This window comes from Streptoverticillium reticulum (genome assembly GCF_047456005.1).
Lineage (GTDB): Bacteria > Actinomycetota > Actinomycetes > Streptomycetales > Streptomycetaceae > Streptomyces > Streptomyces reticulum.
The window spans coordinates 1183390-1209084 of record NZ_CP179755.1; the positions used below are offsets into that span (position 1 = coordinate 1183390).

Consider the following 25695-nt stretch of genomic DNA (forward strand, 5'->3'; position numbering starts at 1 on the left):
CGGACGGCCTCGTAGCAACGCACAACCGGCACCGGTGCTCCGACCTGCGTGAACCGCCAGTAGAATCTGGTCACGTGACTGCAAAGCCTCGCATCCCCAACGTTCTGGCCGGCCGCTACGCCTCCGCGGAGCTCGCCGTCCTGTGGTCCCCCGAGTACAAGGTGACGCTGGAGCGGAAGCTGTGGCTCGCCGTGCTCCGCGCCCAGAAGGACCTGGGGGTCGAGGTGCCGGACACGGCCCTCGCCGACTACGAGCGGGTCCTGGAGCAGGTCGACCTGGCCTCGATCGCCGAGCGCGAGAAGGTCACCCGGCACGATGTGAAGGCCCGCATCGAGGAGTTCAACGCCCTCGCCGGCCACGAGCACGTGCACAAGGGCATGACCTCCCGCGACCTCACCGAGAACGTGGAGCAGCTGCAGATCCGGCTGTCCCTGGAGCACGTCCGTAACCGCACCGTCGCCGTGCTGGCACGGCTCGGGAAGCTGGCGGCCGAGCACGCCGAGCTGGTCATGGCGGGCCGCTCGCACAACGTGGCCGCCCAGGCCACCACCCTCGGCAAGCGCTTCGCCACCGCCGCCGACGAGCTGCTGGTCGCCTTCGGGCGCACCGAGGAGCTGCTCGCCCGCTACCCGCTGCGCGGCATCAAGGGCCCGGTCGGCACCGCCCAGGACATGCTCGACCTGCTCGGCGGCGACGCCGCCAAGCTCGCGCAGCTGGAGGAGCGCATTGCGCAGCACCTCGGCTTCGGCCGGGCCTTCACCTCCGTCGGCCAGGTCTACCCGCGCTCCCTCGACTACGACGTGGTGACCGCGCTGGTGCAGCTCGCGGCCGCGCCGTCCTCGCTGGCGAAGACGATCCGGCTGATGGCCGGGCACGAGCTGGTGACCGAGGGCTTCAAGCCGGGCCAGGTCGGCTCCTCGGCGATGCCGCACAAGATGAACACCCGCTCCTGCGAGCGCGTCAACGGCCTGATGGTGATCCTGCGCGGCTACGCGTCGATGACCGGCGAGCTGGCGGGCGACCAGTGGAACGAGGGCGACGTCTCCTGCTCCGTGGTGCGCCGCGTCGCACTGCCCGACGCGTTCTTCGCGCTGGACGGCCTGCTGGAGACGTTCCTCACCGTGCTCGACGAGTTCGGCGCCTTCCCGGCCGTCGTCGCCCGTGAGCTGGACCGCTACCTGCCCTTCCTCGCCACCACCAAGGTGCTGATGGGCGCGGTGCGCGCGGGTGTCGGCCGCGAGGTCGCGCACGAGGCCATCAAGGAGCACGCGGTGGCGTCCGCGCTGGCCATGCGCGAGCAGGGTGCCGAGCGCAACGAGCTGCTCGACAAGCTGGCCGCGGACGAGCGCATCCCGCTCGACCGTGCCGCGCTGGACGCGCTGATGGCCGACAAGCTGTCGTTCACCGGTGCCGCGGCCGACCAGGCCGCCTCGGTCGTCTCCCGCATCGAGGAGATCGCCAAGCAGCACCCGGAGGCGGCCGCCTACACGCCGGGCGCCATCCTGTAACGCATGACTCCCGAAGAGCTCGAAGCCGCCCGCGACCGTCTCGTCCCCGACGTCGTCGCGGGCGGTCTGCGCGTCCTGTTCTGCGGCATCAACCCGGGCCTGATGACGGCCGCCACGGGCCATCACTTCGCCCGCCCGGGCAATCGGTTCTGGCCCGTCCTGCACGCGTCGGGCTTCACCCCGCGCCGACTCGACCCGTCGGAGCAGGAGGAGTTGCTCACGTACGGGCTCGGCATCACCAATGTGGTGGCGCGGGCGACCGCGAAGGCCGACGAGCTGAGCGCCGAGGAGTTCCGCGAGGGCGGGCGGCTGCTGAGGGAGAAGGTGGCCCGGCTGCAGCCGCGTTGGCTGGCCGTGGCCGGGGTGACCGCCTACCGCACGGCCTTCGGCGACAAGCGCGCCGCCATAGGCCCGCAGGAGCGGACGATCGGGGACACCCGGATCTGGGCGCTGCCCAACCCCAGCGGTCTCAACGCGCATTGGACGCTCGCGACGATGGCCGAGGAGTTCGGCCGGCTGCGCGCGGCGGCCGGGACCGACTGAACCGGCGCGTCCGGACGCTCGCCGCCCGGACGCGCACCGGCTACGATCCGGCAGCAGGCAAAGCGCACGCAAAGCGAGGAGGCGGCACGTTGGGGCGGCTCACCGGCGGGGATCCGTCTCTGCTGCGGCGGATCAATTCGGCCGTGGTGCTGCACGCACTGCGTGCCGCCGCGTCCCCCACGCTCACCGACCTGGTCAAGGTGACGGGCCTGTCCCGGCCGACCGTGGAGGGTGTGGTCGAGGGCCTGATCACGACGGGTCTGGTGGCGGAGGCGCCCGTCGAGGAGGGCGCGGCGCGCCGGCAGGGACGGCCCGCGCGGCGCTTCCGGTTCCGGGTCGAGGCCGGGCACCTGCTGGGCATCGAGATCGGGGCGCACCGGATCGCCGCGCTGCTCGCGGACCTGGGCGGGCGGGTCGTGGGGTCGGCTTCGGTCGACGTCTCCGCGGCCGCTCCCGCGGACGAGCGTCTGGAGCAGGTGCGGGTCGCTGTCGAGGGGCTGCTGGAGCGGTCCGGCGTGCCGTGCGGTTCACTGCGGGCCGTGGGTGTGGCCAGCCCCGGCATCGTGGAGGCGGACGGGACCGTCCGGCTGGGCACGGCGCTGCCGGGCTGGACCGGACTGCCCCTCGGGGAGCGGCTGCAGCGCTCGTTCCGGTGCCCGGTGCTGGTGGAGAACGACGCCAACGCCGCGGCCGTGGCGGAGCATTGGAAGGGCGCGGCGACCGGATCGGACGACGTCGTCTTCGTGCTCGCCGGGCTGAGCCCGGGGGCGGGTTCGCTGATCGGCGGGCGGCTGCACCGGGGCTTCGGCGGCGCGGCCGGGGAGATCGGCGCCCTGCACCTGCTGGGCCGCGAGGCCACTCCGGAGGAGGTGCTGTCCCCCACCGGGGAGCCGCTGCATCCACTCGACGAGGCCCAGGTGGCCCGGGTGTTCGCGCTGGCGGACGAGGGCGACGAGCGCGCGCGGGCCGCGGTGGAGCGCTATCTGCGGCGCCTGGTGCACGACGTGGCGGCCCTGGTGCTGGCCCTGGACCCGGAGCTCGTGGTGGTCGGCGGCTGGGCGGCCGGCCCGGACGGGGTGCTGGAACCGCTCCGCAGGGAGCTGGCCCGCTACTGCCTGCGCCCGCCGCAGGTGGCGCAGTCACTGCTCGGCGAGGCCGCGGTGGCGACGGGCGCCCTGCGGCTGGCCCTCGACCACGTGGAGGAACAGCTCTTCGCGGTCGGGGGCAGCGCCCCGTAGTCGGGGGCAACGCCCCGTAAAGGGGCGCCCCGTAAAGGGGCGCGGGGCTGTTACATCATGCGGCTCCGCCGCGCAGGCGCGACCAGCCACTGACGGGCCCGCAGCCGACGCACTACCCCAGAGGGTCCGGGGCGAAGCCCCGGGAACGTCGACTGCGGGTGCGTCGTGGCTGATCGCGCAGTTCCCCGCGCCCCTTACGGGGCGAACCGGCCTCAGCCGGCAAGCAGTTGCACGTCCGACCCGCCCGAGCCACCGAAGGTGAGCCGGCACGTGTCCGCACGGTAAGTGGCGACAGCCACCGCCGCGGTGGCACCGCCCGCGGCGTAGCGGGTGGTGACGACGAGGACGGGCGAGCCGGGGAGCCGGTCGAGCTGCTTGGCGTCGTCCGCGCGGGCCGAGCCCAGCTCCACTGAACGTTCCTGGCCCTCGAGTTGGATCCGCTGGAGCTCGCGCAGCACGGCGCGGGCGCGGGCCGCTCCGCCGGGCGCGTCGATGGCGGCGAGACCCGGGACGCTCGCCGCCGGGACGTACAGCAGCTCGGCGGCGACGGTCTGGCCGTGCGTCCTGCGGATGCGGCGCACCGTGTGCACGGTCTCCTCGGCGCCGGTGCCGAGGAGGCGGGCGACGGCCGCGGGCGGGGCGGCCTCGGTGCCGTCCACGGCCTGCCAGGAGTCGGCGGCGGTGCCGGGCCAGACGTGCCCGGCGTCACCGACGGCCACGCCCATGCGGGGCGGGGCGACGGTGGTGCCGACGCCGCGGCGGCGCTGGAGCCTTCCCTCCAGCTCCAGTTGCTCGAGCGCCTGCCGGAGCGTGGCCCGGGCGACGCCGAACCGGGCGGCGAGATCGCGCTCGTTGGGCAGGATCTCCCCCACGGCGAACTCGGAGTCGAGTGCGTCGCTGAGGACGGTCTTCAGGTGCCAGTACTTGGGCTCCGGCACCGATTCCAGCTGCGTGGTCCCCACCCTGTCCTCCGCAAAGGGTTTTGCGCGCTTCTTTATTAAAGGTTGTTGCAGTATGCCTGCGACCATAGGGCGGTGCGCGGACTTGGTCAAGACCAATGCGCAGGGGTACGGCGGAGGGCGGCACGGCGCAACAGCCCACGCACCAGGCCACGGTGGTCACCGAGGCGGCAGGGGCATGCAGCAGAAGCCGGGGCGGGCCGCCGCAACTCCGGGCAGCCCAGGGGGATATGTCCGCTATGCAGCAGACAAGGGCGCAGCGGTTATGACCGCACCCCGGTGAGCTTGTCCGGGTTGCGCATGATGTAGACCGCCGCGATCCGCCCGTCGGTGACGCCGAGGCTGAAGACGGTGTCCGGCCGGCCCTGCGACAGCAGCACCATCGACGGAACGCCGTTGACCTCCTCGAAGCGCAGCTCCAGCCCGGGGTCCTGGATGTTCGAGACGGCGACGAGGAAGCGGCCCACCTTGTCCGCGCTCTCGATGACGCGCAGCGCGGCCTTGGCCTTGCCGCCCGCGTCGCTGACGAGCCGGACGTCGGGCGCGAGCAGGGCCAGCAGGTCCTCCAGGCTGCCGCCGGTGGCCGCGGCGAGGAACCGCTCGGTCAGGTCGCGCTGCTGCACCGGGTCGACGTCGAAGCGCGGCCTGCGCTCGTCGACGTGCCGGCGTGCGCGGGTGGCGAGTTGGCGCACCGCCGCCTCCGAGCGGTCGAGGGCGGAGGCGATCTCCGGGAAGGGGAAGCCGAACGCCTCGCGCAGCACGAACACCGCGCGCTCCAGCGGCGAGAGGGACTCCAGGACGACGAGGAGGGCGAGCGAGACGGAGTCGGCGAGCACGGCCCGCTCGGCGGTGTCCGGGACGGCGACGGCGAAGTCGGTGGTGACGGGCTCGGGGAGCCAGGGCCCGACGTAGGCCTCGCGCCGGGACTGCACCTGGCGCAGCCGGTCGAGGGCCAGCCGGGTGGTGATCCGCACCAGGTAGGCGCGGGGTTCGCGGACCTCGTCGCGGTCCTCGCGGGACCAACGCAGCCAGGCCTCCTGCACGACGTCCTCCGCGTCCGCGAAGCGACCCAGCATGCGGTAGGCCACCCCGGTCAGGGTGGAGCGGTGTTCCTCGAAGGCGTCGAGTGCGGCGTCACGGTCGTTCACCGGCCCATCCCACCCGAACCGGGGGGCCGTTGTCCACATGAGCCGCCATGAGCCGCAATGAGCCGCCTCTCATCGCAGGCGCACCGGCCACTCCGGGGTCTACCCCGCGGTAACCGTTGCTGACATCCTGTCTCACACACATTGCGGAAGACAGAGGAGCTGCTCCATGGCCGAGACGATCTCCTTCCCCGTCGCCACCCCCTCCGGGCGGCGGACCGTGCAGGTGGTGCACGAACGGCTCGGCAGCGGCGATCCGCTGGTGCTGCTGCACGGCATCGGCCACCATCTCCAGGCCTGGGACCCGGTGGTGGGGCTCCTCGCCGCCGAGCGCGACGTCATCGCCGTGGACCTGCCGGGCTTCGGCCGCTCCCCCGCCCTGCCGGAGGGCCTCTCCTACGACCTGCGGGGCGTGGTCCCCGTGCTGCGCGCCCTCTTCGAGGCGCTGGGCGTGGACCGGCCGCACGTCGCGGGCAACTCCCTCGGCGGACTGATCGCCCTGGAGCTCGGGCACGAGAAGCTCGTGCGGTCCGTCACCGCGCTCTCCCCCGCCGGCTTCTGGACCGAGGGCGAGCGCCGCTACGCCTTCACGGTGCTGCAGGCGATGCGGCGCGGGGCCCTGACGCTGCCGCCGGGCGCGGTCGCCCGGCTGTCCCGTACCGCCGCCGGCCGGGCGGCCATGACGAGCGCCATCTACGCCCGCCCCGGGCGCCGTTCGCCGGATGCCGTGGCCGCCGAGACCCGGGCGATGCGCGAGGCGACCGGTTTCGAGGCCACGCTCGCCGCCGGGCAGTCGTTGCTGTACGCCCACGACGTCCCGGACGTCCCGGTCACCATCGCCTGGGGCACGCGCGACCGGGTCCTCCTGCGGCGGCAGGGGGTGCGGGCCAAGAAGGTGATTCCCGCGGCCCGGCTGGTCCGACTGCCCGGCTGCGGGCACTGCCCCATGAACGACGACCCGGCGCTGGTCGCCCGCGTCGTCCTCGACACCTCGCGCTGACCGCGGGGCGCGGGCGCCGGGCGCGCGTCGCACAGTGACGCCGCCGCCCGCCGGTGCAAGGCTGGACACCCCCAGTCGACTCCCGTGGGAGAGGTGCGGTGCAGTGGCCGAACAGGTGGACGTCGTCGTCATCGGCATGGGTCCGGGCGGCGAGCACGTGGCGGGACGGCTGGCCGAGTCCGGCCTGAGCGTCGTGGGCGTGGAGGCGGAGCTCGTCGGCGGCGAGTGCCCCTACTGGGCCTGCATTCCCAGCAAGATGATGATCCGCGCCGGGAACCTGCTGGCCGAGGCGCGGCGGGTGCCCGGCATGGCCGGCTCCGCGCAGGTCGCCGCGGACTGGGCGCCGGTGGCGGCCAGGATCCGGGACGAGGCGACGGACGACTGGAACGACCGGGTCGCGGCGGACCGCTTCACCGGAAAGGGCGGCGTGCTCGTCCGCGGGCGCGGCAGGCTGGCCGGGCCGGGGCGGGTCGAGGTGGACGGCCCGGAGGGCGGCAGCTTCGAGGCGCGCATCGGCGTGGTGCTGGCCACCGGCTCCCGCCCGCAGATCCCGCCGGTGCCGGGCCTGGCGGACGTGCCGTACTGGACCAACCGGGACGCGATCGCCGCGAAGGAGCCGCCCGCCTCGCTGCTGGTGCTGGGCGGCGGCGCGGTCGGCGTGGAACTGGCCCAGGTCTACCACCGGTTCGGCACCGCCGTCACCGTCGTGGAGGCCATGGACACGCTCGTCCCCGCCGAGGAGCCGGAGGCGGGCGAGCTGCTGGCCCAGGCCCTGGCCGCCGAGGACGTGTCGCCGCGGACCGGCGCACGGGTGGCGGCCGTGCGGCACGACGGCGAGGCCTTCACCCTGACGCTGGAGAACGGCGAGGAGCTGACGGGCGATCAACTGCTCGTCGCCACGGGCCGCAAGGCGGACCTCTCCGCCCTGGGCCTGGAGACGGTGGGCCTCGACCCCTCCGCCCGCTCGCTGAAGACCGACGGGCGGATGCTGGCCGCACCGGGCCTGTGGGGCGTCGGCGACGTGACCGGGCACGGGGCGTTCACGCACGTCGCGATGTACGAGGCCGAGATCGCCGTCCGCAGCGTGCTCGGCGACCCGGGCCCCGACGCAGACTACCGGGCGCTGCCCCGGGTGACCTTCACCGACCCGGAGATCGGGGCGGTGGGCCTGACCGAGCGGCAGGCCCGCGAGAAGGGGCTGCCGGTGCGCACGGGCTGTTCGCGCGTGCCGGAGTCGGCGCGCGGCTGGATCCACAAGGCAGGCAACGAAGGGCTGGTCAAGCTGGTCGAGGACAGCGGCCGGGGCGTGCTCGTCGGGGCGACGACGATGGGCCCGACGGGCGGCGAGGTGCTGTACGGTCTGGCGGTGGCGGTCCAGGCCGAGGTGCCGGTGGAGACCCTGCGGCACATGATCTTCGCGTACCCGACCTTCCACCGGGGCGTGGAGGACGCGCTGAGGGACCTGTGGTCCAAAACGGATCCGGCGTAAATTCCACGAGAAATCATGCTTCGTGGGCAGATGCACGAGGGCGCGTCCCTTTACCCGTCGGACACAGAGCGTTCGTGATCACGCAACACCGCTCGTCCAGGGTGGAGGTCATGACCGACGAGACTCCCGCGAAGCACCGCCCCCGCCACCACTGGCGCCGCGACCTCGCCGAGATCGCGGCCCTGTTCACGGCGGTCGCCGCCGCCGACTCCGTCGCCGACACGGTCGTCCACGGCCCCGACGGCCCGGCCCTGCTGGTCGGCTCGGCGGCCGCCCTGCTGGCCACGGCCGGCCTCCACGTCTGGTGGTCCCGCCGCCGCGGCCACGCCCCGCCGGGCGACGGTACGAGCGCCCCGCCACCGCCCGCCGCCCGCCCCGCACCCGCCGAGGCGGGCGACAGCGCGCTGTGGCGGATGCGGACGACCGTGCGCGACGAGCCCGGCAGCCTGGCCGCGCTGTGCCTGGCGCTGGCCGGGCACCGGGTCGACATCCTGGCCCTGCAGACCCACCCCCTCGCCGAGGGCACCGTCGACGAACTCCTGCTGCGCGCCCCCGCCGTGCTCGCGCCCGCGGACCTGACCCGGGCGGCCGCCGACGGCGGCGGCGAGCACACCTGGCTGGAGCGGGCGGACGCCCACGACCTGGTGGACGCCCCCACCCGGGTGCTCGGCCTCGCCACCCGCACCGCGCTCGACCCGGCCGAACTGCCGCTCGCCCTGCGGCAGCTGCTGGGCCGCTGCACCATCCGCTCGGTACCGCTGCGGCCCGCGGAGGCCGACCCGGTGCCGGAGGAGGGGACGTGGGAGGGCACCGTGATGCGGCTGCGGGACCCGGCCGGCGGGACGATCACCATCGAGCGACCGCACCTGCCGTTCACGCCCACCGAGTTCGCCCGCGCCCGGGCCCTGGTCGAGCTCGACACCCGGCTCGGATCGCGGATGCCGGCCCGCAGCGACGTGCTGACCCTGCCCGAGGGCCACGAGATCACCGTCCGCCGGGCCGGCCTGGGCGACCTCGCCGCCGCACGCGCGATGCACGAGCGCTGCTCCCCCGCCACGCTCGCCCGCCGCTACCACGGCCCGGTCGACGACGCCGACCGCTACCTGCGGCACCTGCTCGGCCCGCGCTTCGGGCGCACCCTGGCCGCGTACACCCCGTCCGGCCGACTCGTCGCCCTGGGACACCTCCTGTGGGACGGCGACGAGACCGAGGTCGCCCTGCTCGTCGAGGACACGTGGCAGCGGCGCGGCGTCGGCGGCGAACTGCTGGGCCGGCTGGTGGCCCTGGCCACGGAGGCCGGCTGTGCCCGCGTCTACGCCGTCACCACCGCGTCCAACACCGGCATGGTCGCGGCGATGCGGGCCCTCGGCCTGCCGCTGGACTACCAGATCGAGGAGGGCACCGTCGTCGTCACGGCCCGGCTCGCGTCCGCCCGCAAGGCCGCGGGCGTGCCCGCACGGGAGCCCGCCCAGCGCAAATCCCCCTGACACGGACGCACTTCGCGTACGAGGATGTACGCATGCCGAAGACCACGAGTAGCCAGCTGCCCCGCCAGGTCGCCGACGCCCACGTCGACGCGACCGTCGCCCTCGACCCCATCACCGGCACCATGCTCGGAACGTCGGAGTCCGCCCGGCGGCTCCCCGACTTCTCGCCCGACGGGCAGCGGGAACTGGCCGATCTGGCCCGCACGACGCTCAAGAGCCTCACCGGGGCCGAGGCCCAGCCCGGGGCGGACAGCGGCGTCGAGCGGCGCTGCGCCCGGCTGCTGCGCGAGCGGCTGACCGCCGAACTCGCCGTGCACGAGGCCGGGGAGCCGCTGCGCGCCGTCAGCAACATCCACTCGCCCCTGCACTCGGTGCGCGAGGTCTTCACCATGATGCCCACCGACACCGCCGACGACTGGGCGGCGGTCGCCGCGCGGCTGCAGGCCGTGCCGGCCGCGCTGGAGGGCTACCGGGCCTCGCTCGCCGAGGGGATCCGCCGCGGGCTGCCGGGCGGCCCGCGCCAGGTGTCCACCGTGCTCGGGCAGTTGGACGAGTGGATCGGCACGGGGAACGGCTGGTTCGGCGACTTCACCGCCGCGGGCCCGGAGCGGCTGCGCTCCGAGCTGGACAAGGCCGCCGCCACCGCCACGGACGGCCTGGCCACCCTGCGCGGCTGGCTGCGCGACGTCTACGCCCCGGCCGTCGAGGGCGCCCCGGACGTCGTGGGCCGCGAGCGCTACGCCCGCTGGTCGCGTTACTGGAACGGCACCGACCTCGACCTGGACGAGGCGTACGCGTACGGCTGGTCCGAATACCACCGGCTCCTCGGCGAGATGCGCACCGAAGCGGCGAAGATCCTGCCGGGCGCGCGGACCCCGTGGGAGGCGCTGGCCCATCTCGACGTCCACGGGCGGCACATCGAGGGCGTCGAGGAGGTGCGCGTCTGGCTCCAGGAGCTGATGGACGAGGCGATCGACGCAGTCGACGGCACCCACTTCGAACTGGCCGAGCGGGTACGGCGCGTGGAGTCGCGCATCGCCCCGCCGGGCGGTGCGGCGGCCCCGTACTACAGCCAGCCGTCGGAGGACTTCTCCCGGCCGGGCCGCACCTGGCTGCCCACCATGGGCGACACCCGCTTCCCCGTGTACGACCTGGTCTCCACCTGGTACCACGAGGGCGTCCCCGGCCACCACCTGCAGCTGGCGCAGTGGGTGCACATGGCCGAGAGCCTCTCCCGCTACCAGGCCACGGTGGGCTGGGTGAGCGCCAACTGCGAGGGCTGGGCGCTGTATGCGGAGCGGCTCATGGACGAACTGGGCTTCCTCACCGACCCCGAGCGCCGGCTGGGCTATCTGGACGCCCAGATGATGCGCTCCACGCGGGTCATCGTCGACATCGGCATGCATCTGGAGCTGGAGATCCCCGGCCACTCCCCCTTCCACCCGGGCGAGCGCTGGACGCCGCAGCTGGCACGGGAGTTCTTCGGCCTGCACAGTGGCCGCCCGGCCGCCTTCGTCGACAGCGAGCTGGTCCGCTACCAGGGCATGCCCGCCCAGGCCATCGGCTACAAGCTGGGCGAACGCGCCTGGCTCGCGGGCCGGGAGGCGGCCCGCACGGCCCGGGGCGCCGCGTTCGACCTCAAGGCCTGGCACATGGCGGCACTGTCACAGGGCTCGCTGGGGCTGGACGACCTGGTGGCGGAGCTGTCGGTGCTGTGACGGGGCGCCCCGGCCCCGTAGGAGGCGCCCCGTAAGGGGCGCGGGGCTGTTACATCATGCGGCTCCGCCGCGCAGGCGCGACCAGCCACGACGCGCCCGCGCCCCCTACGGGGCCTCGGCGCCGGCGGCCCGGTGCCGCACGGCCGAGCCCGACCGGCCCTTGACGACCTGCAGTTGCGCGGGGATGCGCTGCCGCAGGTCGGCAACGTGGCTGACAATGCCGACCGTGCGGTCCCGTTCGCGCAGCGAGTCCAGCACGTCCAGCACCTCGTCCAGGGTCTGTTCGTCCAGGGTGCCGAAGCCCTCGTCGATGAACAAAGTGTCCAGGCGGGTGCCGCCCGCCTCCTCGGTGACGACGTCGGCGAGGCCGAGCGCGAGGGCGAGCGAGGCGAAGAAGGTCTCGCCGCCCGAGAGGGTCGCGGTGTCGCGGGCGCGGCCCGTCCAGGCGTCGACGACGTGCAGGCCCAGTCCCGAGCGGCCGCGGCCGCCGGCCCGGGCGTCGGAGTGCACGAGCGTGTAGCGGCCGCCCGACATGCGGTGCAGGCGTACGGTCGCGGCGGCCGCGACCTGTTCGAGGCGGGCGGCCAGGACGTAGGACTCCAGGCGCATCTTGCGCTCGTTGCGCGCGGAGGTGCCCGCGGCGAGCGCGGCGAGGCCCGCGACGCGGTGGTGCTCCTCGCGCAGCGGGGCGAGCCGCACGGCGTCCGCCGCGGCCCGGTGGGAGAGCCGGTCCAGTTCCGCGCAGCGGGTCCGGGCGGTGGCGTCCCGGGCGGCGGCCTCCTGCAGCCTGCGGGTCGCCGCGTCGGCGGCGGCCTGGGCGCTATCGGGGTCGGCGGGCGGCTGCGCGGCGGCGGCCGCCAGGCCCGCATCGGCCAACTCGGCCGCGACGGCGGCCTCCTCGCTGTGCCAGCGGTCGAGGCGCTCCTGCAGCCGCTGCTGCGCGGTGGCCTCCAGCAGGGCGCCGGCCGCCTGGCCGGGGGTGTCGAACCCGGCGCGGTAGGCGGCGTCGGCGAGCCGGTCGTCGGCCTCCTTGAGGCGGCCCGCGGCGGCCTCCGCGCCGCGCACGGCCTCGGCCGCCTCGGCGAGGCGGGCCGACTGCCGTTCCAGCAGCGCCGCACGGCGTTCCACGGTCTCCTCGCCTCCGCGCGCCTGCGTCAACTCCTCTTCCAGGGAGCGGAGTTCACGGTCCAGGTCCTCGCGGTGGGAGGTGCGGGCGGCGATGCGCAGCTGGGCGTCCTGCTGCTCGCGGTGGCGCCGCTCGTATTCGTGCTCGGCGCCGGCCAGTGCCTCCCGTGCGGGGTGCAGGTCCGCGGCGGCGGCCCGCGTCTCCGCGAGGGCGCGTTCCAACGCGGCGGCTTCCGCGGCCAGTTCGGCGGTGGGGACCGCGCCCGCGGTGGCGGTCGCGGCGGCGAGGGCCTCGCGCAGCGTCTGCAGCTGCCGTGCCGCCTCGTCGCGGAGTGCGTCGGCCTGCTGGGAGGCGTCCAGCGCGGCCTCCTCGGCCGCCCGGTCCGGGTGCTCGGCCGTCGCACGGGCGGGGGCGGGGTGTTCCGTGGCGCCGCACACGGCGCACGGGGCGCCGGGTTCCAGTCCGGCGGCCAGTTCGGCGGCGATGCCGCGCAGGCGGCGGTCCTTGAGCTCCAGCCAGTGCTCGCGGGCGGCGGCGGCCTGCTCACGGGCGCGCAGCAGCCGGGCCTCGGCCCCGTCGGCCTCGCCCGTGAGCGCGTCCCGGCGCCGGGCGGCGGCGAGCCGTTCGCGGGCGGGACCGGTGCGGCTGCCGAGCTGCTCGGCCCGCGCGGCCGCCTCCTGGGCCGCGTCGGCCCGCTGCCGGAGGGCGTGCCGCCGGCCGTCCCAGTCGGCGAGCCAGGCTCCGGCCTCGGCGACGGCCTCCTCGTCGGCCCGCGCCTCGCGGTCCAGCCGGGCGGCCTCCGCGGTGACGGCCGCGGCCCGCTGCTCGGCGCGGCGGGCGGCGGCGAGCGATCCGAGCTCCTCGCGGAACCTGCGTTCCAGGGCGGCGAGTTGCTCGCCGCCCGCGTCCCGGTGCCCCTCGGGCAGCCGGTGGCGGGCCGCCGACTCGGCCGCGGCGGCGGCGCGGTGGGCCCGGCCGGCCTCGTCGCGCAGCTCCAGCGCGGGCGCGACCGCCTCGGCGGCCCGCGCCGCCGCCAGCCGCCCACGCACCGGCTCCAGTTCCCCGCGCTGCTCCGCGAGCACGGCGGCCCGCTGCCGGGCCCCCTCGTACCGGCGCTGCAGACGCGCCAGTTCACGGGCCTCCTCGGCGCGCCCGTGCGCGGCACGGTGGTCCTGCTCGGCGGCGCGGAGGGCGAGCGCGGCGATGTCACGCCCCTCGCGGGCGTGCGCCCGCGCGAGCGCCGCCCACTCGAGAATGGCGTCGACGAGCCCGGGTTCCCCGGCGCCGAGGGGCGCCTCGGCGGCACGGGGGGCCGGGACGGCGGCACGGGTGCGGGAGGTCTCCGCCCGGGACGGCTCCGGTGTGCCGACCTCCGGCAGGGACGGGTCCGCCGCGGCCTGCCGCATCCGGTGGGCCAGCGCGAGCAGTTGCTCGTCCCCCGCGCGGACCCCCGCCTCCGCCGCGCGGCGCTGTTCCGCCAGGTGGTTCTCCACCGCGGCGAAGCGGCCCGTGTCGAAGAGCCTGCCCAGCAGCCGGCTGCGGGCGGCGTCCTCGGCCCGCAGGAAGCGGGCGAAGTCGCCCTGCGGCAACAGCACGACCTGGCAGAACTGTTCGCGGCTCATGCCGAGGAGCTGGGTGATCTCCTCACCGATCTCCTGGTGCGAGCGGCTGAGGCCGTGCCAGGCGCCGTCGCGGTGCTCGCGCAGCGCGCTGTAGGCCTTCTCCCGGGTGGAGCCGGTGCCCTTCTTCTTGGGGCGCAGCTGCTCGGGCCGCCGGGTGATCTCCAGCCGTCGTCCGCCGACGGTGAGTTCGAGCGCCACCTCGGTGGGCAGGTCCGCGGCGGCGTGGTCGCTGCGCAGACTCGGCCCGCTGCTCTGGCGGGCGCCGGGCACGCTGCCGTAGAGGGCGTAGCAGACCGCGTCGAGGACGGAGGTCTTGCCCGCGCCGGTGGGGCCGTGCAGCAGGAACAGCCCGGCGGCCGACAGTGCGTCGAAGTCGACGTGCTGGGTGCCGCCGAACGGCCCGAAGGCGGTGACGGTGAGCCGGTGCAGCCTCATCGGGCGGCCTCTTCGAGGGTCTCGTCCAGCCGTACGGAGTCGAGCGCGGCGGTGAGCACGGTCCGCTCGGCGTCGTCGGGTCCCAGTCCTCCGCGCACGTGGGCCACGAAGTCCTCCGCGATCTCCTGGTCGCTGCGGCCGCGGAGCCGTTGCGCGTAGGAGGCGAGCGAGTCCTCGGGGGCGTCCTCGGGGTCGAGGACGAGGCTGAGGACGTGGGGGAAGCGGCGCGCGAGGCGGGCCATGGGCTCCTGGGGGCGCACGGGGTCGGTGAGGGTGGCCTCGACCCAGGCGTCCTCGTGCACCGCGAGCGCCGGATCGGCGAGCAGCTCGTCGAGGCGGCCGCGGATCCGGGCCAGCGGGCGCGGCACGGGGCAGTCGACGCGGGTGCCGGTGACGGTGCCGGAGGCGTCGAGGTCGATCAGCCACATGGTCTTGCGGTGGGCGGTCTCGGAGAAGGAGTAGGCGAGCGGCGAACCGGAGTAGCGCACGCGCTCGGTGAGGGTCTGGCAACCGTGGAGGTGGCCGAGCGCCACGTAGTCGACGCCGTCGAAGACCTCGGGGGCCACGGCGGCGACGCCGCCGACCGTGATGTCCCGCTCGCTGTCGCTGGGCGCGCCCCCGGCGACGAAGGCGTGCGCGAGCACGACGGACCGGGTCCCGGCCGGCCGGCCGACCAGGTCGGTGCGCACCCGGTCCATGGCGGCGCCGAGCACGGCGGCATGCCCGGCCTTGTCGGCGCCCAGTGCGTCCCGGACGAGGGCGGGTTCGAGGTAGGGCAGCCCGTAGAAGGCGACGTCGCCGTGGGCGTCGGCGAGGACGACGGGGGTGCCGCACCCGGCGGGGTCGGTGCGCAGGTGGATCCCGGCGCGTTCGATGAGCCCGGCGCCGACGCCGAGCCGGCGGGCCGAGTCGTGGTTCCCGGAGATCATGACGGTGGGCACGCCGAGGTCCGCGAGCCGGTGCAGGGCCTCGTCGAACAGCTCGACGGCGGCGAGCGGCGGCACGGCGCGGTCGTAGACGTCCCCGGCGACGAGCACGACGTCGGCCCGTTCGTCACGGGCGGTGCGCACGAGGTGGTCGATGAACTCCCGCTGGGCGTCCAGCAGGCCGATGCGGTGGAAGGACCGGCCCAGGTGCCAGTCCGAGGTGTGCAGGATTCTCACCGGTGGGCTCCGCCCCGCATGCCGCTCCGTTCCCTCCGCTATACCGAGTGCACCAGTGTCTCAGACGTCCCCGTACGCCTCGCCGCCGAGCTCGAATTCCGCGGTGCCCGCGGTGGCGTCCGCGAGCCAGGCGCGGAAGGTCTCCACGTCCGCCTCGGGCAGCCCGATCTCGATGCGCACTCCGGCCCCGTAGATCACCTCGCGCACCGCCCGTCCCGTGGCCCGCAGTTCGTTCTCCAGCTTTCCGGCCCGCTGGTGGTCGACGGTGACGGAGGCCAGCCGGTAGCGGCGGCGGGTGACCGTTTCGAGGGTGTCGAGGGCCTCGCCGACGACCCCGCCGTAGGCGCGGATCAGCCCGCCCGCGCCGAGCTTGACGCCGCCGAAGTAGCGGGTGACGACGGCGACGACGTACCGCATCTCGCGCCGCACGAGCATCTGCAGCATCGGCACCCCCGCGGTGCCGCCGGGCTCGCCGTCGTCGCTCGCCTTCTGCACGGAGCCGTCGGCACCGAGGACGTAGGCCCAGCAGTGGTGCCGGGCGGTGGGGTGCTCCTTGCGGATGCGGGCGACGAACGCCTGCGCCTCCTCCTCGGTCGCGGCGGGCGCGAGCGCACAGATGAAGCGCGACTTGCTGATCTCGATCTCGTGCACGCCCTCGCGCGCGACTGTCCGGTATTCGTCGGCCATCCCGCCAGCCTATGCCGGATGCGGGAATGGTCCGGCAGCGGCCGCCGTTGAGCCGATCATGTACGCAGAGGCGGGGATCATCCGCAAGATCATCGAAGGCACGGGCGACACCTGGGCCGTGGTCGGTCTGTCCTCCAACGAGCAGCGCGCGGCGTTCCGCGTCGCGGAGGTGCTGCAGCAGCACGGCAAGCGCGTCGTGCCGGTGCACCCGAAGGCCGAGACGGTGCACGGGGAGAAGGGGTACGCCTCGCTGAGCGAGATCCCCTTCGACGTCGACGTGGTCGACGTCTTCGTCAACTCCGGGCTGGCGGGCGCCGTCGCGGACGAGGCCGTGGCGATCGGCGCGAAGGCGGTGTGGTTCCAGCTGGGGGTGATCGACGAGGACGCGTACGAACGGACGCGCGCGGCGGGCCTGCTGATGGTGATGGACCGCTGCCCGGCGATCGAGATCCCCCGCCTGCGCTGAGCCCGTTCAGCCGCCGAGTCCGGCGAGGACCGTCGCACCGGGCAGCTCCGCGAGGGCCTTGCCCGGCACGATGAGCTTGCCGCGGCGGCTGCCGCTGCCGACGAGGACGTGCGGGCTGTCCGCCACGGCCTGATCGACCAGAACCGGCCATCCTGCGGGCAGTCCGACGGGGGTGATGCCCCCGTACTCCATGCCGGTCGCGTCGAGCACGGTGTCCATGGGCGCGAACGAGGCCTTGCGGGCGCCGAGATGGCGGCGGACGAGGCCGTTGACATCGGCCCGGGTGTGGCCGAGGACCATGCAGGCGGCGAGGGTGACCTCGCCGCCGCGTTTGGCCGCGACGACGACGCAGTTGGCGGAGAGGTCCAGCAGCCACGGCCCGTAGCTCTCCGCGAGCACGGCCGTGTCGGCGCGCTCGGGCTGGGTGTCCACGTACAGCAGCTCCTCGACGGGGACCGGGCCGGTCCAGCCGCGCAGGGCGTCGGCCACCGGCCGGACCAGCAGGTCCAGGCGCTCCACGGCGGGCCGGACGTCCTCGAAGGCTTCCATCGGCGTGCGCATGCGCGCCACGCTAACAGCCTCAACAGCCGCCCACGGGCGGGATGGCCACGGCCATGGTGAGCTCCACCGGCTGCTCGCCGTGGTTGCGGTAGCCGTGCGGGACGTCGGACTCGAAGGCCGCCGCGGTGCCGGCGGGCAGGCGGAACTCCTCGTCCTCCACGACGAGGGTGAGTTCGCCGGCCGTGACGCGCAGCAGTTCCACCGTGCCGGGAGGGTGGGGGTCCGAGGTGCTGGCGTCGCCCGGCGCGATGTGCCAGTCCCACAGCTCCATCGGGCCGCGGACCTGGGTGCCCACCAGCAGCGTGTGCCGGCTGCCGGCCTCGCTGGACCACATGCGCGTGGCCTCCTGCGGCGGCACGATCCGCACCCGCCCCTCCTGCTCGTGCTCGAGCAGGGTGGTGATGCTGACGCCCAGGGCGTCGGCGAGCTTGACCGTGGTGCCGACGCTGGGGTTCGTCCGGGCCTGCTCGATCTGGATGATCATGCCGCGGCTGACCCCGGAGCGCGCCGCCAGGGCGTCGAGGGTGAGGCGGCGCTCGCTGCGCCAGCGCTTGAGATTGCGGGCGAGCGACTGCGTGAGCTTGTCGAGGTCCGTCACGGTCCGGTCCGTTCCGTCCAATTTATTTGATTAAATAGTTCAATCACTTGCACTACAGCGTGGTGCACACGACCGTCCACCACACTGTACTGCGAGGCGTTCCATGACCCCTGTCTTCGCCCTGGCCACCGCCCTCATGTGGGGCCTGGCCGACTTCGGCGGCGGACTCCTCACCCGGCGGATGCCGGCTCTCACCGTGGTGCTCGTCTCCCAGCTGCTGGCCGTGGGCGCCCTCGGCACGATCGTGATCGCCACCGGCGCCTGGTCCGAGGCGAGCCCCCGGCTGTGGTGCGCCGCGGCCGCGGGCGTCGTGGGCACGGCGGCCCTGCTCTGCTTCTACCGGGCGCTGGCCCTCGGCCCGATGGGCGTCGTCTCCCCGCTGGGCGCGCTCGGCGGCGTGGCGGTGCCGGTCGGCGTCGGCCTCGTGCTCGGCGAGCGGCCCGGGCTGCTGCAGTTCGCGGGCATCGCGGTCGCGATCGTCGGCGTCGTCCTGGCCAGCGGCCCGGGGCTGGGCGGGGCGCCCGTGCAGCGGCAGACCCTGGCGCTCACGCTGGTGGCCGCGTTCGGGTTCGGCTCGGTCATGGCGCTGATCGCCGAGGCGTCGACCACCCTGACCGGCCTGTTCCTCGCCCTGTTCGTCCAGCGCGTGTGCAACGTGGCGGTCGGCGGGACCGTCCTCCTGGTCTCCTCCCGCCGCGGCGCTCCCGCGCTGCCCGCAGGCGGCTGGAGCGTGATCCGCTCCTCGCTGCCGGCGCTCGCCTTCATCGGCCTCGCGGACGTGGCGGCCAACGGCACGTACAACCTCGCCGCCCACAGCGGCCCCGTGACGGTGGCGGCCGTGCTGGCGTCCCTCTACCCCGTGGTCACGGCCCTGGCGGCGCGCGGCGTCCTGCGCGAACGCATGCAGACGCTGCAGGCGGCGGGGGCGGGGCTGGCGCTGGTGGGAACGGTACTGCTGGCGACGGGGTGACCCGCCGGGGCGCAACTACCCCGCGCCCTCCCCCAGTTCCGCAAGAGTCGGCGGCCCCGCCACCGGCAGGGGCGGCTCCCAGCCGCGCACCGCATCCCAGCGCCGCACCACCTTCGCCGGCACCCCCGCCACCACGGAGTGGTCCGGCACCTCGCCGCGCACCACCGCCCCCGCCGCCACCACGACGTTCCGTCCGAGCCGTGCCCCCGGCAGGATCACGGCACCGGCCCCCAGCCAGCTGCCCGAGCCTATGGAGACGGGCGAACTCCTCGGCCACTGCCGCCCGATGGGCTGCTCGGGGTCCTCGTAGGAGTGGTTGTCGCTGGTGACGTAGACGTACGGCCCGCAGAAGACGTCGTTGCCGAAGGTGACCGGCTGCGAGGCGATCACATGGCTGCCCCGGCCGAGCACGACGCCGTTGCCCAGCCGCAGCACCGGGTCCGGGCCGAGGTCGAGCCCCGGCACCATGCCCGCGGTGAGGGTGACCTGTTCCCCGACGATGCAGTGGTCGCCCAGCTCGATCCAGCCCTCCCCGAAGACCGTGCCGAGCGGGAAGGCGAGCCGGGTCCCGGTGCCGATGCGGCGGAAGCGGTACGGCCCCGGCCGCTCGGCGGTCACCGAACCGGCCTGCTGGATCCAGCGCCAGCCCCGGTGGACCGCACGGGAAACGGCCCGGCGCCGCCAGGCCCCCAGGGCCCCGACGGCGCCGGACGAGAACGCGTTCTTGTTCTTGGGCACCCGCTCACCGTACTCAGCGGGGCCGGGGCCGGGCCGCGGACCGTCCTGTGATCTTCACCCCACGCGGGGGCGGGCCTCAGGGCGTGTCCGATGGGTCAGTGCGGGCCCCGCGGCTCCCCCAGCTACCGCTGGGGGTACCCCCAGGTGCGGTGCATCGCAAGGCGGAGCATTACCCGCGTACTGGGCGCACTCGGGTGATGCGACAACGCAGCGAGGTGCCGTGCCGGGCGCCGCGGGGCCTGTGCTGACCCATCGGACACGCCCTAGTCCTCGACGGCCTCGCGGTGGGCCTTGGCGAGCTCCAGGTATCCCGTGGCGTTGAGCCCGATGTGCTCGCGCTCCTCCGCCGTCAGCGCGCGCCGGACCTTGGCGGGCACCCCGGCGACCAGGGAGCCGGGCGGGACGTCCATGCCCTGGGGGACCAGTGCCTGGGCGGCGACGAGCGAACCGGCGCCGATCCTGGCGCCGTTGAGGACGGTCGCGCCCATGCCCACGAGGACGTCGTCCTCCACGGTGCAGCCGTGCAGCACCGCGTTGTGGCCGACGGTCACGCGCTCGCCGACATGGACCGGGAAGCCCGGGTCACCGTGCACGGTGCAGTTGTCCTGGACGTTGCTGTCGGCGCCGATCACGATGGGCCCGCAGTCGGCGCGCAGCACCGCGTGGTACCAGACGCTGGCGCCCGCGGCGAGCGTCACGTCGCCGACGAGGACGGAGGTGGGCGCGGCGAAGGCCGCCGGATCGACGTCCGGCTCCTTGCCGCCGATGCCCAGGGTCAACGCACGCTCGGCCACTGCCGCCTCCTCAGTCGACGGCCGCGACGGACGCGGCCTCGGCGGGCTCCTGCTCGGCGGCCTTGGCGGCCTTCTTGGCCTTGATCCGCATGACGACGAACGAGCCGGCGCCGAAGAGGACGGCGATCACCAGGCCGATCCAGGAGAACCTGCCGATCCACTGCTCGGCGACCTTGCCCACGGTGTAGATGAGCGCGACCGTGCCGCCAGCCCAGGCGATGCCGCCGAGCACGTTGGCGATGAGGAACTTCCAGTACGGCATCTTCAGCACGCCCGCCAGCGGGCCGGCGAAGATGCGCAGCAGCGCGATGAAGCGGCCGACGAAGACGGCCCACATGCCCCACTTCGTGAAGGCCTTCTCGGCCGTGGCCACGTGGTGCGGGCCGAAGTGCTTGGGGAACTTCCGGCCGAGCCAGTCGAGCAGCGGCTTGCCGCCCTTGCGGCCGATCAGGTAACCGATGGAGTCGCCGATGATGGCACCGGCGACGGCGCAGGCGCCCAGGACGTACGGGTTGATGTGGTCCTGGGAGGCGGCCAGCAGCGTGGCACTGACGAGGACGATCTCACCGGGGAGCGGGATGCCCAGGCTCTCCAGCCCGATGACCCCGCCCACCAGGAGGTAGACGGCGATCGCCGGTACGGATTCGAGCCACTCCTGGATGTGCAACGCCGGTTCCTCCCCGGTTGACGAACTGCTTCCCGGCGTGCGCCGAGCGGACGTACGCCGGGAAGCCTACTGGAGGTAAAGACTCTTCCAGGAGCCCGTTGGTTGACGGGAGGAGAGGCCTACTTCTCCGGGGCCTTCTCCGGAGCGTTCGGGCGGAGCGTCCAGACCACGGTCATCTCGCCCGTCTCGGCACCGTCCTCGCGGGTGATCGAGATCCGGACCGGGAACTCCGGGCGCTGCCCCGCGTCCAGCTCGGCGACGACCTCGGCGGCCGGGCGGCCGAGTTCGGCGGTCGCGGTGACCGGGCCCATGGCGAGCTTCTTGTAGCCGATCTCGGCACGCACGGCCAGCGGCACGGCCCGCGAGAGCTGGTCGCCGAAGGCCGCGAGGACGATGGCGCCGCTGGCGGACTCGGCGAGGGTGAACATCGCGCCGGCGTGCGGCCCCCCGACGTGGTTGTGGTAGTCGGGCTGGTCGGGCAGCCGGACGACGGCGCGCTCCGGGGTGGTCTCCTCGAAGACGAGGTTGAGGGTGCGGGCCATGGGCACGGTGGCCGTGAGCATGTCGCCGATCGAGGGCAGGGTCTCTGACATGAAGGGCAAGTTACCAGCCGGTAGCAATCGTGGGGAAGGCCCATCGATCACGGCCGTGGATGCCGCCCTCTATGGTTATCGGCCATGTGGCCAGGACAGCAGCCGCCCGGGGGCGAGCAGAACCCGCAGGGACCCAACCCGTACCAGCAGCCGGGTTACCCGCAGCAACCCAATCCGTACCAGCAGCCGAATCCGTACCAGCAGCCGCCCGCCGGGCAGTGGACGGCTCCGGCCGCACCCGGACCGCAGCCGCCGCAGAAGAACAGCGGCAAGCGCACCACGTGGATCGCGATCTCGGCGGCCCTGGCCGTGGTCGCGGCGGCCGCGGTGACGGGCCTGGTCCTCCTGGGCGACGACGAGAAGAAGGAGGACGCGGCGAAGAACGACTCCGCCCCCTCCGCCCCGGCGTCGGCGCAGACGCAGAACCAGAGCACCGGCGCCCCGAGCGCCCCCGAGGACAACCCGCGGGCCGGCGGTGAGATCAAGCCGGTGATCGACGGGTGGAAGATCGTCGTCAACAGCAAGCGGCACGACGCCTTCGACATCCCCCCGGACTGGACGGTCAACCCGCCGGACATGTCCACCAGCTTCGCCGACGACAAGGGCCAGCCGCTGGTCACGATGAGCGGGACCGCGTACTACAAGCCCGACCAGTGCGCGAAGAACGACTCGCGGGGCGGCGCCGGCACCAAGGGCGCTCAGGGCGCCAAGAGCATGGAGGACGCCGCCGAGACCGAGGCCGGCAACTGGGCGATCGCCGCGTTCGACCGCAAGCAGTCGGGCCACCTGGAGACCGCCAAGGCCACGCCCTTCAAGAACGATCACGGCATCACCGGCTCCACGGCCTCGGCCAAGGTGACCGACGTGAAGAAGACCGACAAGTGCATGACGGACGGCAAGACCTTCACGGTGACCTACAAGGACACCAACGGCGACCTCGCGACGTGGGTGCTCTACGCCGACACCGGGATCGACGGCGAGGTCTCCGACGACACCGTCAAGAAGATCATGAGCACGCTCCGCCCGCTCAAGTCCTCCTGACCGCATCTTCCTGACCGCACGCCCGGACCGCACGCCCGACCGCCGGGGCCGTCTCAGCCCACGCTGAACGAGCCGCCCGGCGGTTCGGGCGACTGCACCGCCTCCGCGTCGTGCACGGCCGCCGCCCCGGCGGCGAACCGGGCCAGCGCGGCGCCGTGTTCGACCCGCGCGGGGAAGGCGTCGGCCGCGGCCCGGCGGGCCAGGGCGGCCAGCGGCAGTTCGGCGTGCGACGCGACGAGAACGGCGTTGCCGAAGCGGCGCCCGCGCAGCATCGGGGCCTCCGCGATCAGGCACACGTGCGCGAAGACGGCCGCGAAGGTGGCCACTTGGCCCCGCAGGAAGGTGAACGGCGCACCGTCGGCGAGGTTGGCCACGTAGCGGCCCTCCGGACGCAGGACGCGCGCGGCGGCGTGCGCGTACTCGACCGAGGTGAGGTGCGCGGGCACCCGCGACCCGCCGAAGACATCCGCGACGACGACGTCCGCGGACGCGCCGGGCGAGGCCTCCAGGGCCTCGCGGGCGTCCGCCGCGAGCACCTCGATCCCGGCCCCGTCCGGCAGCGGAAGGTGCTCGCCGACCAGGGCGATCAGCCCGCGGTCGGCCTCGACGACCCGCTGCCGGGAGCCCGGGCGGGTGGCGGCGGCGTAGCGGGGCAGGGTGAGGGCACCGCCGCCCAGGTGCAGCACGTCGAGCGGCAGGCCCGGCTCGGCCGCCGTGTCCAGGACGTGCGCGATGCGCTGCGCGTACTCGAACTCGAGGTGCGCGGGGTCGTCCAGGTCGACGTACGACTGGGGCGCCCCGTTCACGGTCAGCAGCCAGGCCCGCGCCCGGTCCACGTCGGGCATCAGCTTGGCGGTGCCCCAGTCCACATCGCGGGTCACGGGTATCGGTTCGTCCACTCCCCCATTGTCCGTCAGGACGTCAGGGCTGCTCGCCCCCGCCCCGGTGCGCCGCCGCGCCGGCCGCGAAACCGTCCAGCCACGTCTGCACCATGTGCCGGACGACGGCCTTGAGCTGTTGAGAGGTGAGCACCTTCTCCAGATGTCCCTGCCGCAGCGCAAGCCTCGCCCGGCGCTCCGCCGCGACGAACAGCGCCATCTGGTCGGCCCTTTCGAGCGCTCCTCCCCACCGCTCTTCCATGTCTGCACTGTAGGCCGGTGCCCGCGCGGGGGCACGTGGATATCAGCGGGGGAGATGCTTGTACGCAGCGGCTTATACCGGGCACCGGGTGCGGGTGCATGCCGTTCACCGACTTCGGTCCGCCCCTGCACGGGTGTCGGTTACGCTCCTTCGATGTCCGATCCCGCCGCGCCGTCCCCCGGCCCCGCCGAGCGCTGCACCCGTGCGCTGCTGTCCCCGTGGTTCCGCCTCGGGCTGCTCGCCGTCCTGCTCTCGGCCGCCGTGGCGACCGTGCTCGCGTGCCGCCCCGAGCGGCTGCTCACCGAGGGGTGGCCGGAGCGGATGTCCGGCGGCGGCCCGGCGGTCGTGCTGTTCGCGGCCGGGTACGGGCTGTGCACCGCGGCGTTCGTGCCGCGCCCGGTGCTCAACATCGCCGCGGGCGCCCTCTTCGGCGGACCGGCCGGCACCGCCGCCGCGGTGGCGGGCACCGTGCTGGGCTCCGCCGTGTCCTTCGGCCTGGGGCGCCTGCTGGGCCAGGACGCCCTGCGCCCCCTGCTGCGCGGCCGCTGGCTGACGGCGGCGGACCGGCAGCTGAGCCTGCACGGCTTCCGTTCGATGCTGGTCCTGCGGCTCCTTCCCGGGGTCCCGTTCGCCGCCGCGAACTACTGCGCGTCGGTGTCCCGGATGGGCTGGCTGCCCTTCCTCCTGGCGACCGCCGCCGGCAGCATCCCGACGACCGCCGCCTATGTCGTCGCGGGCAGCCATGCGGCGGCACCCACCTCACCGGCCTTCCTGGCCGCCATGGCCTTCCTCGCGGTGACGGGCCTGGCGGCGGTCGCGGTGGCCTGGCGCAGGAGGCCGGCCAAGGGCGCCGTCGCGCCGTGATTCCCGGGGCCACCTCCGGAATCGGAACGTCCGGATCCCGGGCCCGTTCCGGCTTCATGACCATTTGATGAGCATTCCGCGAAGTCGGCCGCAGCGACCGCCTTCCGCCGCCTCCCGCTCGTAGCCTGAGCTCATGCCGCCCACTCCGACCCCCGCCCAGCGGTCCCCCGAGGAGATCAACCGCTCGATCCGCGCCTTCCTCACGGCGCGCGGAGGCCGTGCCCTGACCAGGGCCGAGCGCAAGGTCTACGAGGAGTTGCTGGCCGAGTGGCATGCCGCGGAGCAGCGGCGGCAGCGCTGCCGGGCGGCGTGCTGAGACGTCGCCGGAAACAACGGCACGAGCAGAGACGGGGCCACCGGTTTCGGGTGGTCCCCCGCGCCACCCGAAACCGACAGCCCTTCCGGTCCTTCCCCGCCCCCGGCAAGGACAACCGGTCATCCGCTGAGTATATTGGCCCGGAGCCAGTCAACGCAGGAGTTATTCGCATGTCCCCGCGGAGCGCAGCGGTCAACGAGGAGTTGCGCCGCCGTTCTCGCGACCGGCTCTTGCAGGCGACCGTCGAGCTGGTCGCCGAGCGCGGCTACGAGGCGACGACGCTGGCGGACATCGCCGACCGGGCCGGTGCGGCGCGCGGCCTGGTCTCGTACTACTTCCCGGGCAAGCGGCAGTTGCTGCAGTCCGCGGTGCACCGGCTGATGCACCGGGAGCTGTCGGCCGGACTGGAGCGCGAGCCGCGCACCGAGGACGGGCGCGAGCTGCTGGCCCGGGCCATCGACGTGATCCTGGGGCTCGCCCGGGAGCGGCCGCTGCTGATGCGCACCCATATGGCGGGTCTCCTCCAGGCCGAGGGGTTCATCCAGTGCCCGGAGCAGCAGCGGCTGGCGTCCCTGCTGCGCGAGACCGTGGCGGGGTACGGCTCCGCGGACCCGGAGTCCGACTACCGGATCCTGCGCGCCCTGCTGATGGGAGCGGTGGTGGGGGTGCTGCTGCCGGGGGCGCCGATGCCCGCGGAGCTGCTGCGGGCCGAGCTGTTCCAGCGGTACGGGCTCGCCTGGGAGCTCGGCGCTCCCCCCGGGGAGAAGCCGCACGCCGTGGGCGGCTGAGGCCGGTGTGCCCCTGACGTGATCCCGCTCCCGGTGGGA

At 74.3% G+C, this 25695-nt stretch carries 26 protein-coding genes; 13 read left to right on the plus strand and 13 right to left on the minus strand.

Features of this window, described 5'->3' with window-relative positions:
• Positions 1 to 74: 74 nt before the first annotated feature.
• The 3 genes from purB (at position 75) to ACMATS_RS05390 (ending at position 3289) form a co-directional block, all read left to right on the plus strand.
• The gene (gene purB / locus ACMATS_RS05380; protein WP_414167070.1) at positions 75 to 1508 is read left to right on the plus strand and encodes an adenylosuccinate lyase; all 1434 of its coding nucleotides are present in this window, start codon (positions 75 to 77) and stop codon (positions 1506 to 1508) included.
• A 3-nt stretch (positions 1509 to 1511) separates the two neighbouring features.
• Positions 1512 to 2051 (plus strand): G/U mismatch-specific DNA glycosylase, encoded by a 540-nt coding sequence (gene mug / locus ACMATS_RS05385; RefSeq protein ID WP_336413652.1) that lies wholly within the window; start codon positions 1512 to 1514, stop codon positions 2049 to 2051.
• Between the two features lie 89 nt (positions 2052 to 2140).
• The gene (locus tag ACMATS_RS05390) at positions 2141 to 3289 is read left to right on the plus strand and encodes an ROK family transcriptional regulator (protein ID WP_414167071.1); all 1149 of its coding nucleotides are present in this window, start codon (positions 2141 to 2143) and stop codon (positions 3287 to 3289) included.
• Between the two features lie 212 nt (positions 3290 to 3501).
• Here ACMATS_RS05390 and ACMATS_RS05395 read toward each other — a convergent pair whose 3' ends face one another.
• Positions 3502 to 4251, minus strand: coding sequence for a GntR family transcriptional regulator (locus tag ACMATS_RS05395; RefSeq protein ID WP_390778591.1), 750 nt, complete (start codon positions 4249 to 4251; stop codon positions 3502 to 3504).
• Positions 4252 to 4511: 260 nt separating this feature from the next.
• On the minus strand, positions 4512 to 5435 hold the full coding sequence (gene sigJ, locus ACMATS_RS05400) for an RNA polymerase sigma-70 factor (protein WP_390778590.1): 924 nt from the start codon (positions 5433 to 5435) through the stop codon (positions 4512 to 4514).
• Between the two features lie 127 nt (positions 5436 to 5562).
• On the opposite strand from sigJ, the gene ACMATS_RS05405 reads away from it, so the two are divergent.
• The 4 genes from ACMATS_RS05405 (at position 5563) to ACMATS_RS05420 (ending at position 11087) form a co-directional block, all read left to right on the plus strand.
• Positions 5563 to 6393 carry an alpha/beta fold hydrolase gene (locus ACMATS_RS05405; protein ID WP_390778589.1) on the plus strand — a complete coding sequence of 277 codons (831 nt, stop codon included), beginning with the start codon at positions 5563 to 5565 and terminating at the stop codon, positions 6391 to 6393.
• Positions 6394 to 6496: 103 nt separating this feature from the next.
• Complete coding sequence (locus ACMATS_RS05410) at positions 6497 to 7882, plus strand: dihydrolipoyl dehydrogenase family protein (RefSeq protein WP_414167072.1); 1386 nt, start codon at positions 6497 to 6499, stop codon at positions 7880 to 7882.
• A gap of 110 nt (positions 7883 to 7992) precedes the next feature.
• Complete coding sequence (locus tag ACMATS_RS05415; protein ID WP_414167073.1) at positions 7993 to 9369, plus strand: N-acetyltransferase family protein; 1377 nt, start codon at positions 7993 to 7995, stop codon at positions 9367 to 9369.
• A 32-nt stretch (positions 9370 to 9401) separates the two neighbouring features.
• A complete protein-coding gene (locus tag ACMATS_RS05420) occupies positions 9402 to 11087 on the plus strand; it encodes a DUF885 domain-containing protein (protein WP_414167074.1) in 1686 nt (561 codons plus the stop codon).
• A gap of 105 nt (positions 11088 to 11192) precedes the next feature.
• On the opposite strand, the gene ACMATS_RS05425 is transcribed toward ACMATS_RS05420, so the two are convergent.
• The 3 genes from ACMATS_RS05425 to ACMATS_RS05435 are packed head-to-tail and all read right to left on the minus strand — an operon-like array spanning position 11193 to position 16120.
• Positions 11193 to 14270, minus strand: a complete 3078-nt coding sequence (locus ACMATS_RS05425; protein ID WP_414167075.1) for an AAA family ATPase — start codon at positions 14268 to 14270, stop codon at positions 11193 to 11195.
• The gene (locus ACMATS_RS05430; protein WP_414167076.1) at positions 14267 to 15433 is read right to left on the minus strand and encodes an exonuclease SbcCD subunit D; all 1167 of its coding nucleotides are present in this window, start codon (positions 15431 to 15433) and stop codon (positions 14267 to 14269) included. Before ACMATS_RS05430 ends, ACMATS_RS05425 begins: the two co-directional genes overlap by 4 nt.
• Positions 15434 to 15493: 60 nt before the next feature.
• A complete protein-coding gene (locus ACMATS_RS05435; RefSeq protein ID WP_414167077.1) occupies positions 15494 to 16120 on the minus strand; it encodes a YigZ family protein in 627 nt (208 codons plus the stop codon).
• 58 nt (positions 16121 to 16178) lie between these two features.
• Here ACMATS_RS05435 and ACMATS_RS05440 point away from each other — a divergent pair, with 58 nt between their 5' ends.
• Positions 16179 to 16586: a CoA-binding protein gene (locus ACMATS_RS05440; protein WP_390778582.1), complete on the plus strand. Its 408-nt coding sequence runs from the start codon at positions 16179 to 16181 to the stop codon at positions 16584 to 16586.
• A 6-nt stretch (positions 16587 to 16592) separates the two neighbouring features.
• On the opposite strand, the gene ACMATS_RS05445 is transcribed toward ACMATS_RS05440, so the two are convergent.
• Both ACMATS_RS05445 and ACMATS_RS05450 read right to left on the minus strand, forming a co-directional pair.
• Positions 16593 to 17147, minus strand: a complete 555-nt coding sequence (locus ACMATS_RS05445) for a YbaK/EbsC family protein (protein ID WP_391149134.1) — start codon at positions 17145 to 17147, stop codon at positions 16593 to 16595.
• A gap of 19 nt (positions 17148 to 17166) precedes the next feature.
• A complete protein-coding gene (locus tag ACMATS_RS05450) occupies positions 17167 to 17745 on the minus strand; it encodes a helix-turn-helix domain-containing protein (protein ID WP_390778580.1) in 579 nt (192 codons plus the stop codon).
• A gap of 103 nt (positions 17746 to 17848) precedes the next feature.
• Between ACMATS_RS05450 and ACMATS_RS05455 the strand changes: the two genes are divergently transcribed.
• The gene (locus ACMATS_RS05455; RefSeq protein WP_390778579.1) at positions 17849 to 18715 is read left to right on the plus strand and encodes an EamA family transporter; all 867 of its coding nucleotides are present in this window, start codon (positions 17849 to 17851) and stop codon (positions 18713 to 18715) included.
• A gap of 15 nt (positions 18716 to 18730) precedes the next feature.
• Here ACMATS_RS05455 and ACMATS_RS05460 read toward each other — a convergent pair whose 3' ends face one another.
• From ACMATS_RS05460 to ACMATS_RS05475, 4 genes are all read right to left on the minus strand, one after another.
• The gene (locus tag ACMATS_RS05460; protein WP_390778578.1) at positions 18731 to 19453 is read right to left on the minus strand and encodes an acyltransferase; all 723 of its coding nucleotides are present in this window, start codon (positions 19451 to 19453) and stop codon (positions 18731 to 18733) included.
• Positions 19454 to 19716: 263 nt separating this feature from the next.
• A complete protein-coding gene (locus tag ACMATS_RS05465; RefSeq protein ID WP_391149130.1) occupies positions 19717 to 20247 on the minus strand; it encodes a gamma carbonic anhydrase family protein in 531 nt (176 codons plus the stop codon).
• A 10-nt stretch (positions 20248 to 20257) separates the two neighbouring features.
• Positions 20258 to 20914, minus strand: coding sequence for a DedA family protein (locus ACMATS_RS05470; protein WP_391149127.1), 657 nt, complete (start codon positions 20912 to 20914; stop codon positions 20258 to 20260).
• Positions 20915 to 21033: 119 nt separating this feature from the next.
• Positions 21034 to 21507 (minus strand): DUF4442 domain-containing protein, encoded by a 474-nt coding sequence (locus tag ACMATS_RS05475; protein ID WP_390778575.1) that lies wholly within the window; start codon positions 21505 to 21507, stop codon positions 21034 to 21036.
• An 84-nt stretch (positions 21508 to 21591) separates the two neighbouring features.
• Between ACMATS_RS05475 and ACMATS_RS05480 the strand changes: the two genes are divergently transcribed.
• Complete coding sequence (locus ACMATS_RS05480; RefSeq protein ID WP_414167078.1) at positions 21592 to 22548, plus strand: hypothetical protein; 957 nt, start codon at positions 21592 to 21594, stop codon at positions 22546 to 22548.
• Positions 22549 to 22601: 53 nt separating this feature from the next.
• Here ACMATS_RS05480 and ACMATS_RS05485 read toward each other — a convergent pair whose 3' ends face one another.
• Together ACMATS_RS05485 and ACMATS_RS05490 are read right to left on the minus strand one after the other, a co-directional pair.
• Positions 22602 to 23447, minus strand: a complete 846-nt coding sequence (locus ACMATS_RS05485; protein ID WP_390778573.1) for a spermidine synthase — start codon at positions 23445 to 23447, stop codon at positions 22602 to 22604.
• 22 nt (positions 23448 to 23469) lie between these two features.
• Positions 23470 to 23688, minus strand: a complete 219-nt coding sequence (locus ACMATS_RS05490; RefSeq protein ID WP_414167079.1) for a hypothetical protein — start codon at positions 23686 to 23688, stop codon at positions 23470 to 23472.
• Positions 23689 to 23841: 153 nt separating this feature from the next.
• On the opposite strand from ACMATS_RS05490, the gene ACMATS_RS05495 reads away from it, so the two are divergent.
• The 3 genes from ACMATS_RS05495 to ACMATS_RS05505 all read left to right on the plus strand — a co-directional run bounded on the left by ACMATS_RS05495 (position 23842) and on the right by ACMATS_RS05505 (position 25656).
• Entirely contained in the window at positions 23842 to 24552 is a 711-nt protein-coding gene (locus ACMATS_RS05495) for a TVP38/TMEM64 family protein (protein ID WP_391149123.1), read from the plus strand.
• Between the two features lie 133 nt (positions 24553 to 24685).
• Positions 24686 to 24868 (plus strand): hypothetical protein, encoded by a 183-nt coding sequence (locus ACMATS_RS05500; protein ID WP_390778570.1) that lies wholly within the window; start codon positions 24686 to 24688, stop codon positions 24866 to 24868.
• A gap of 170 nt (positions 24869 to 25038) precedes the next feature.
• The gene (locus tag ACMATS_RS05505; protein ID WP_391149120.1) at positions 25039 to 25656 is read left to right on the plus strand and encodes a TetR/AcrR family transcriptional regulator; all 618 of its coding nucleotides are present in this window, start codon (positions 25039 to 25041) and stop codon (positions 25654 to 25656) included.
• Positions 25657 to 25695 lie beyond the last annotated feature (39 nt).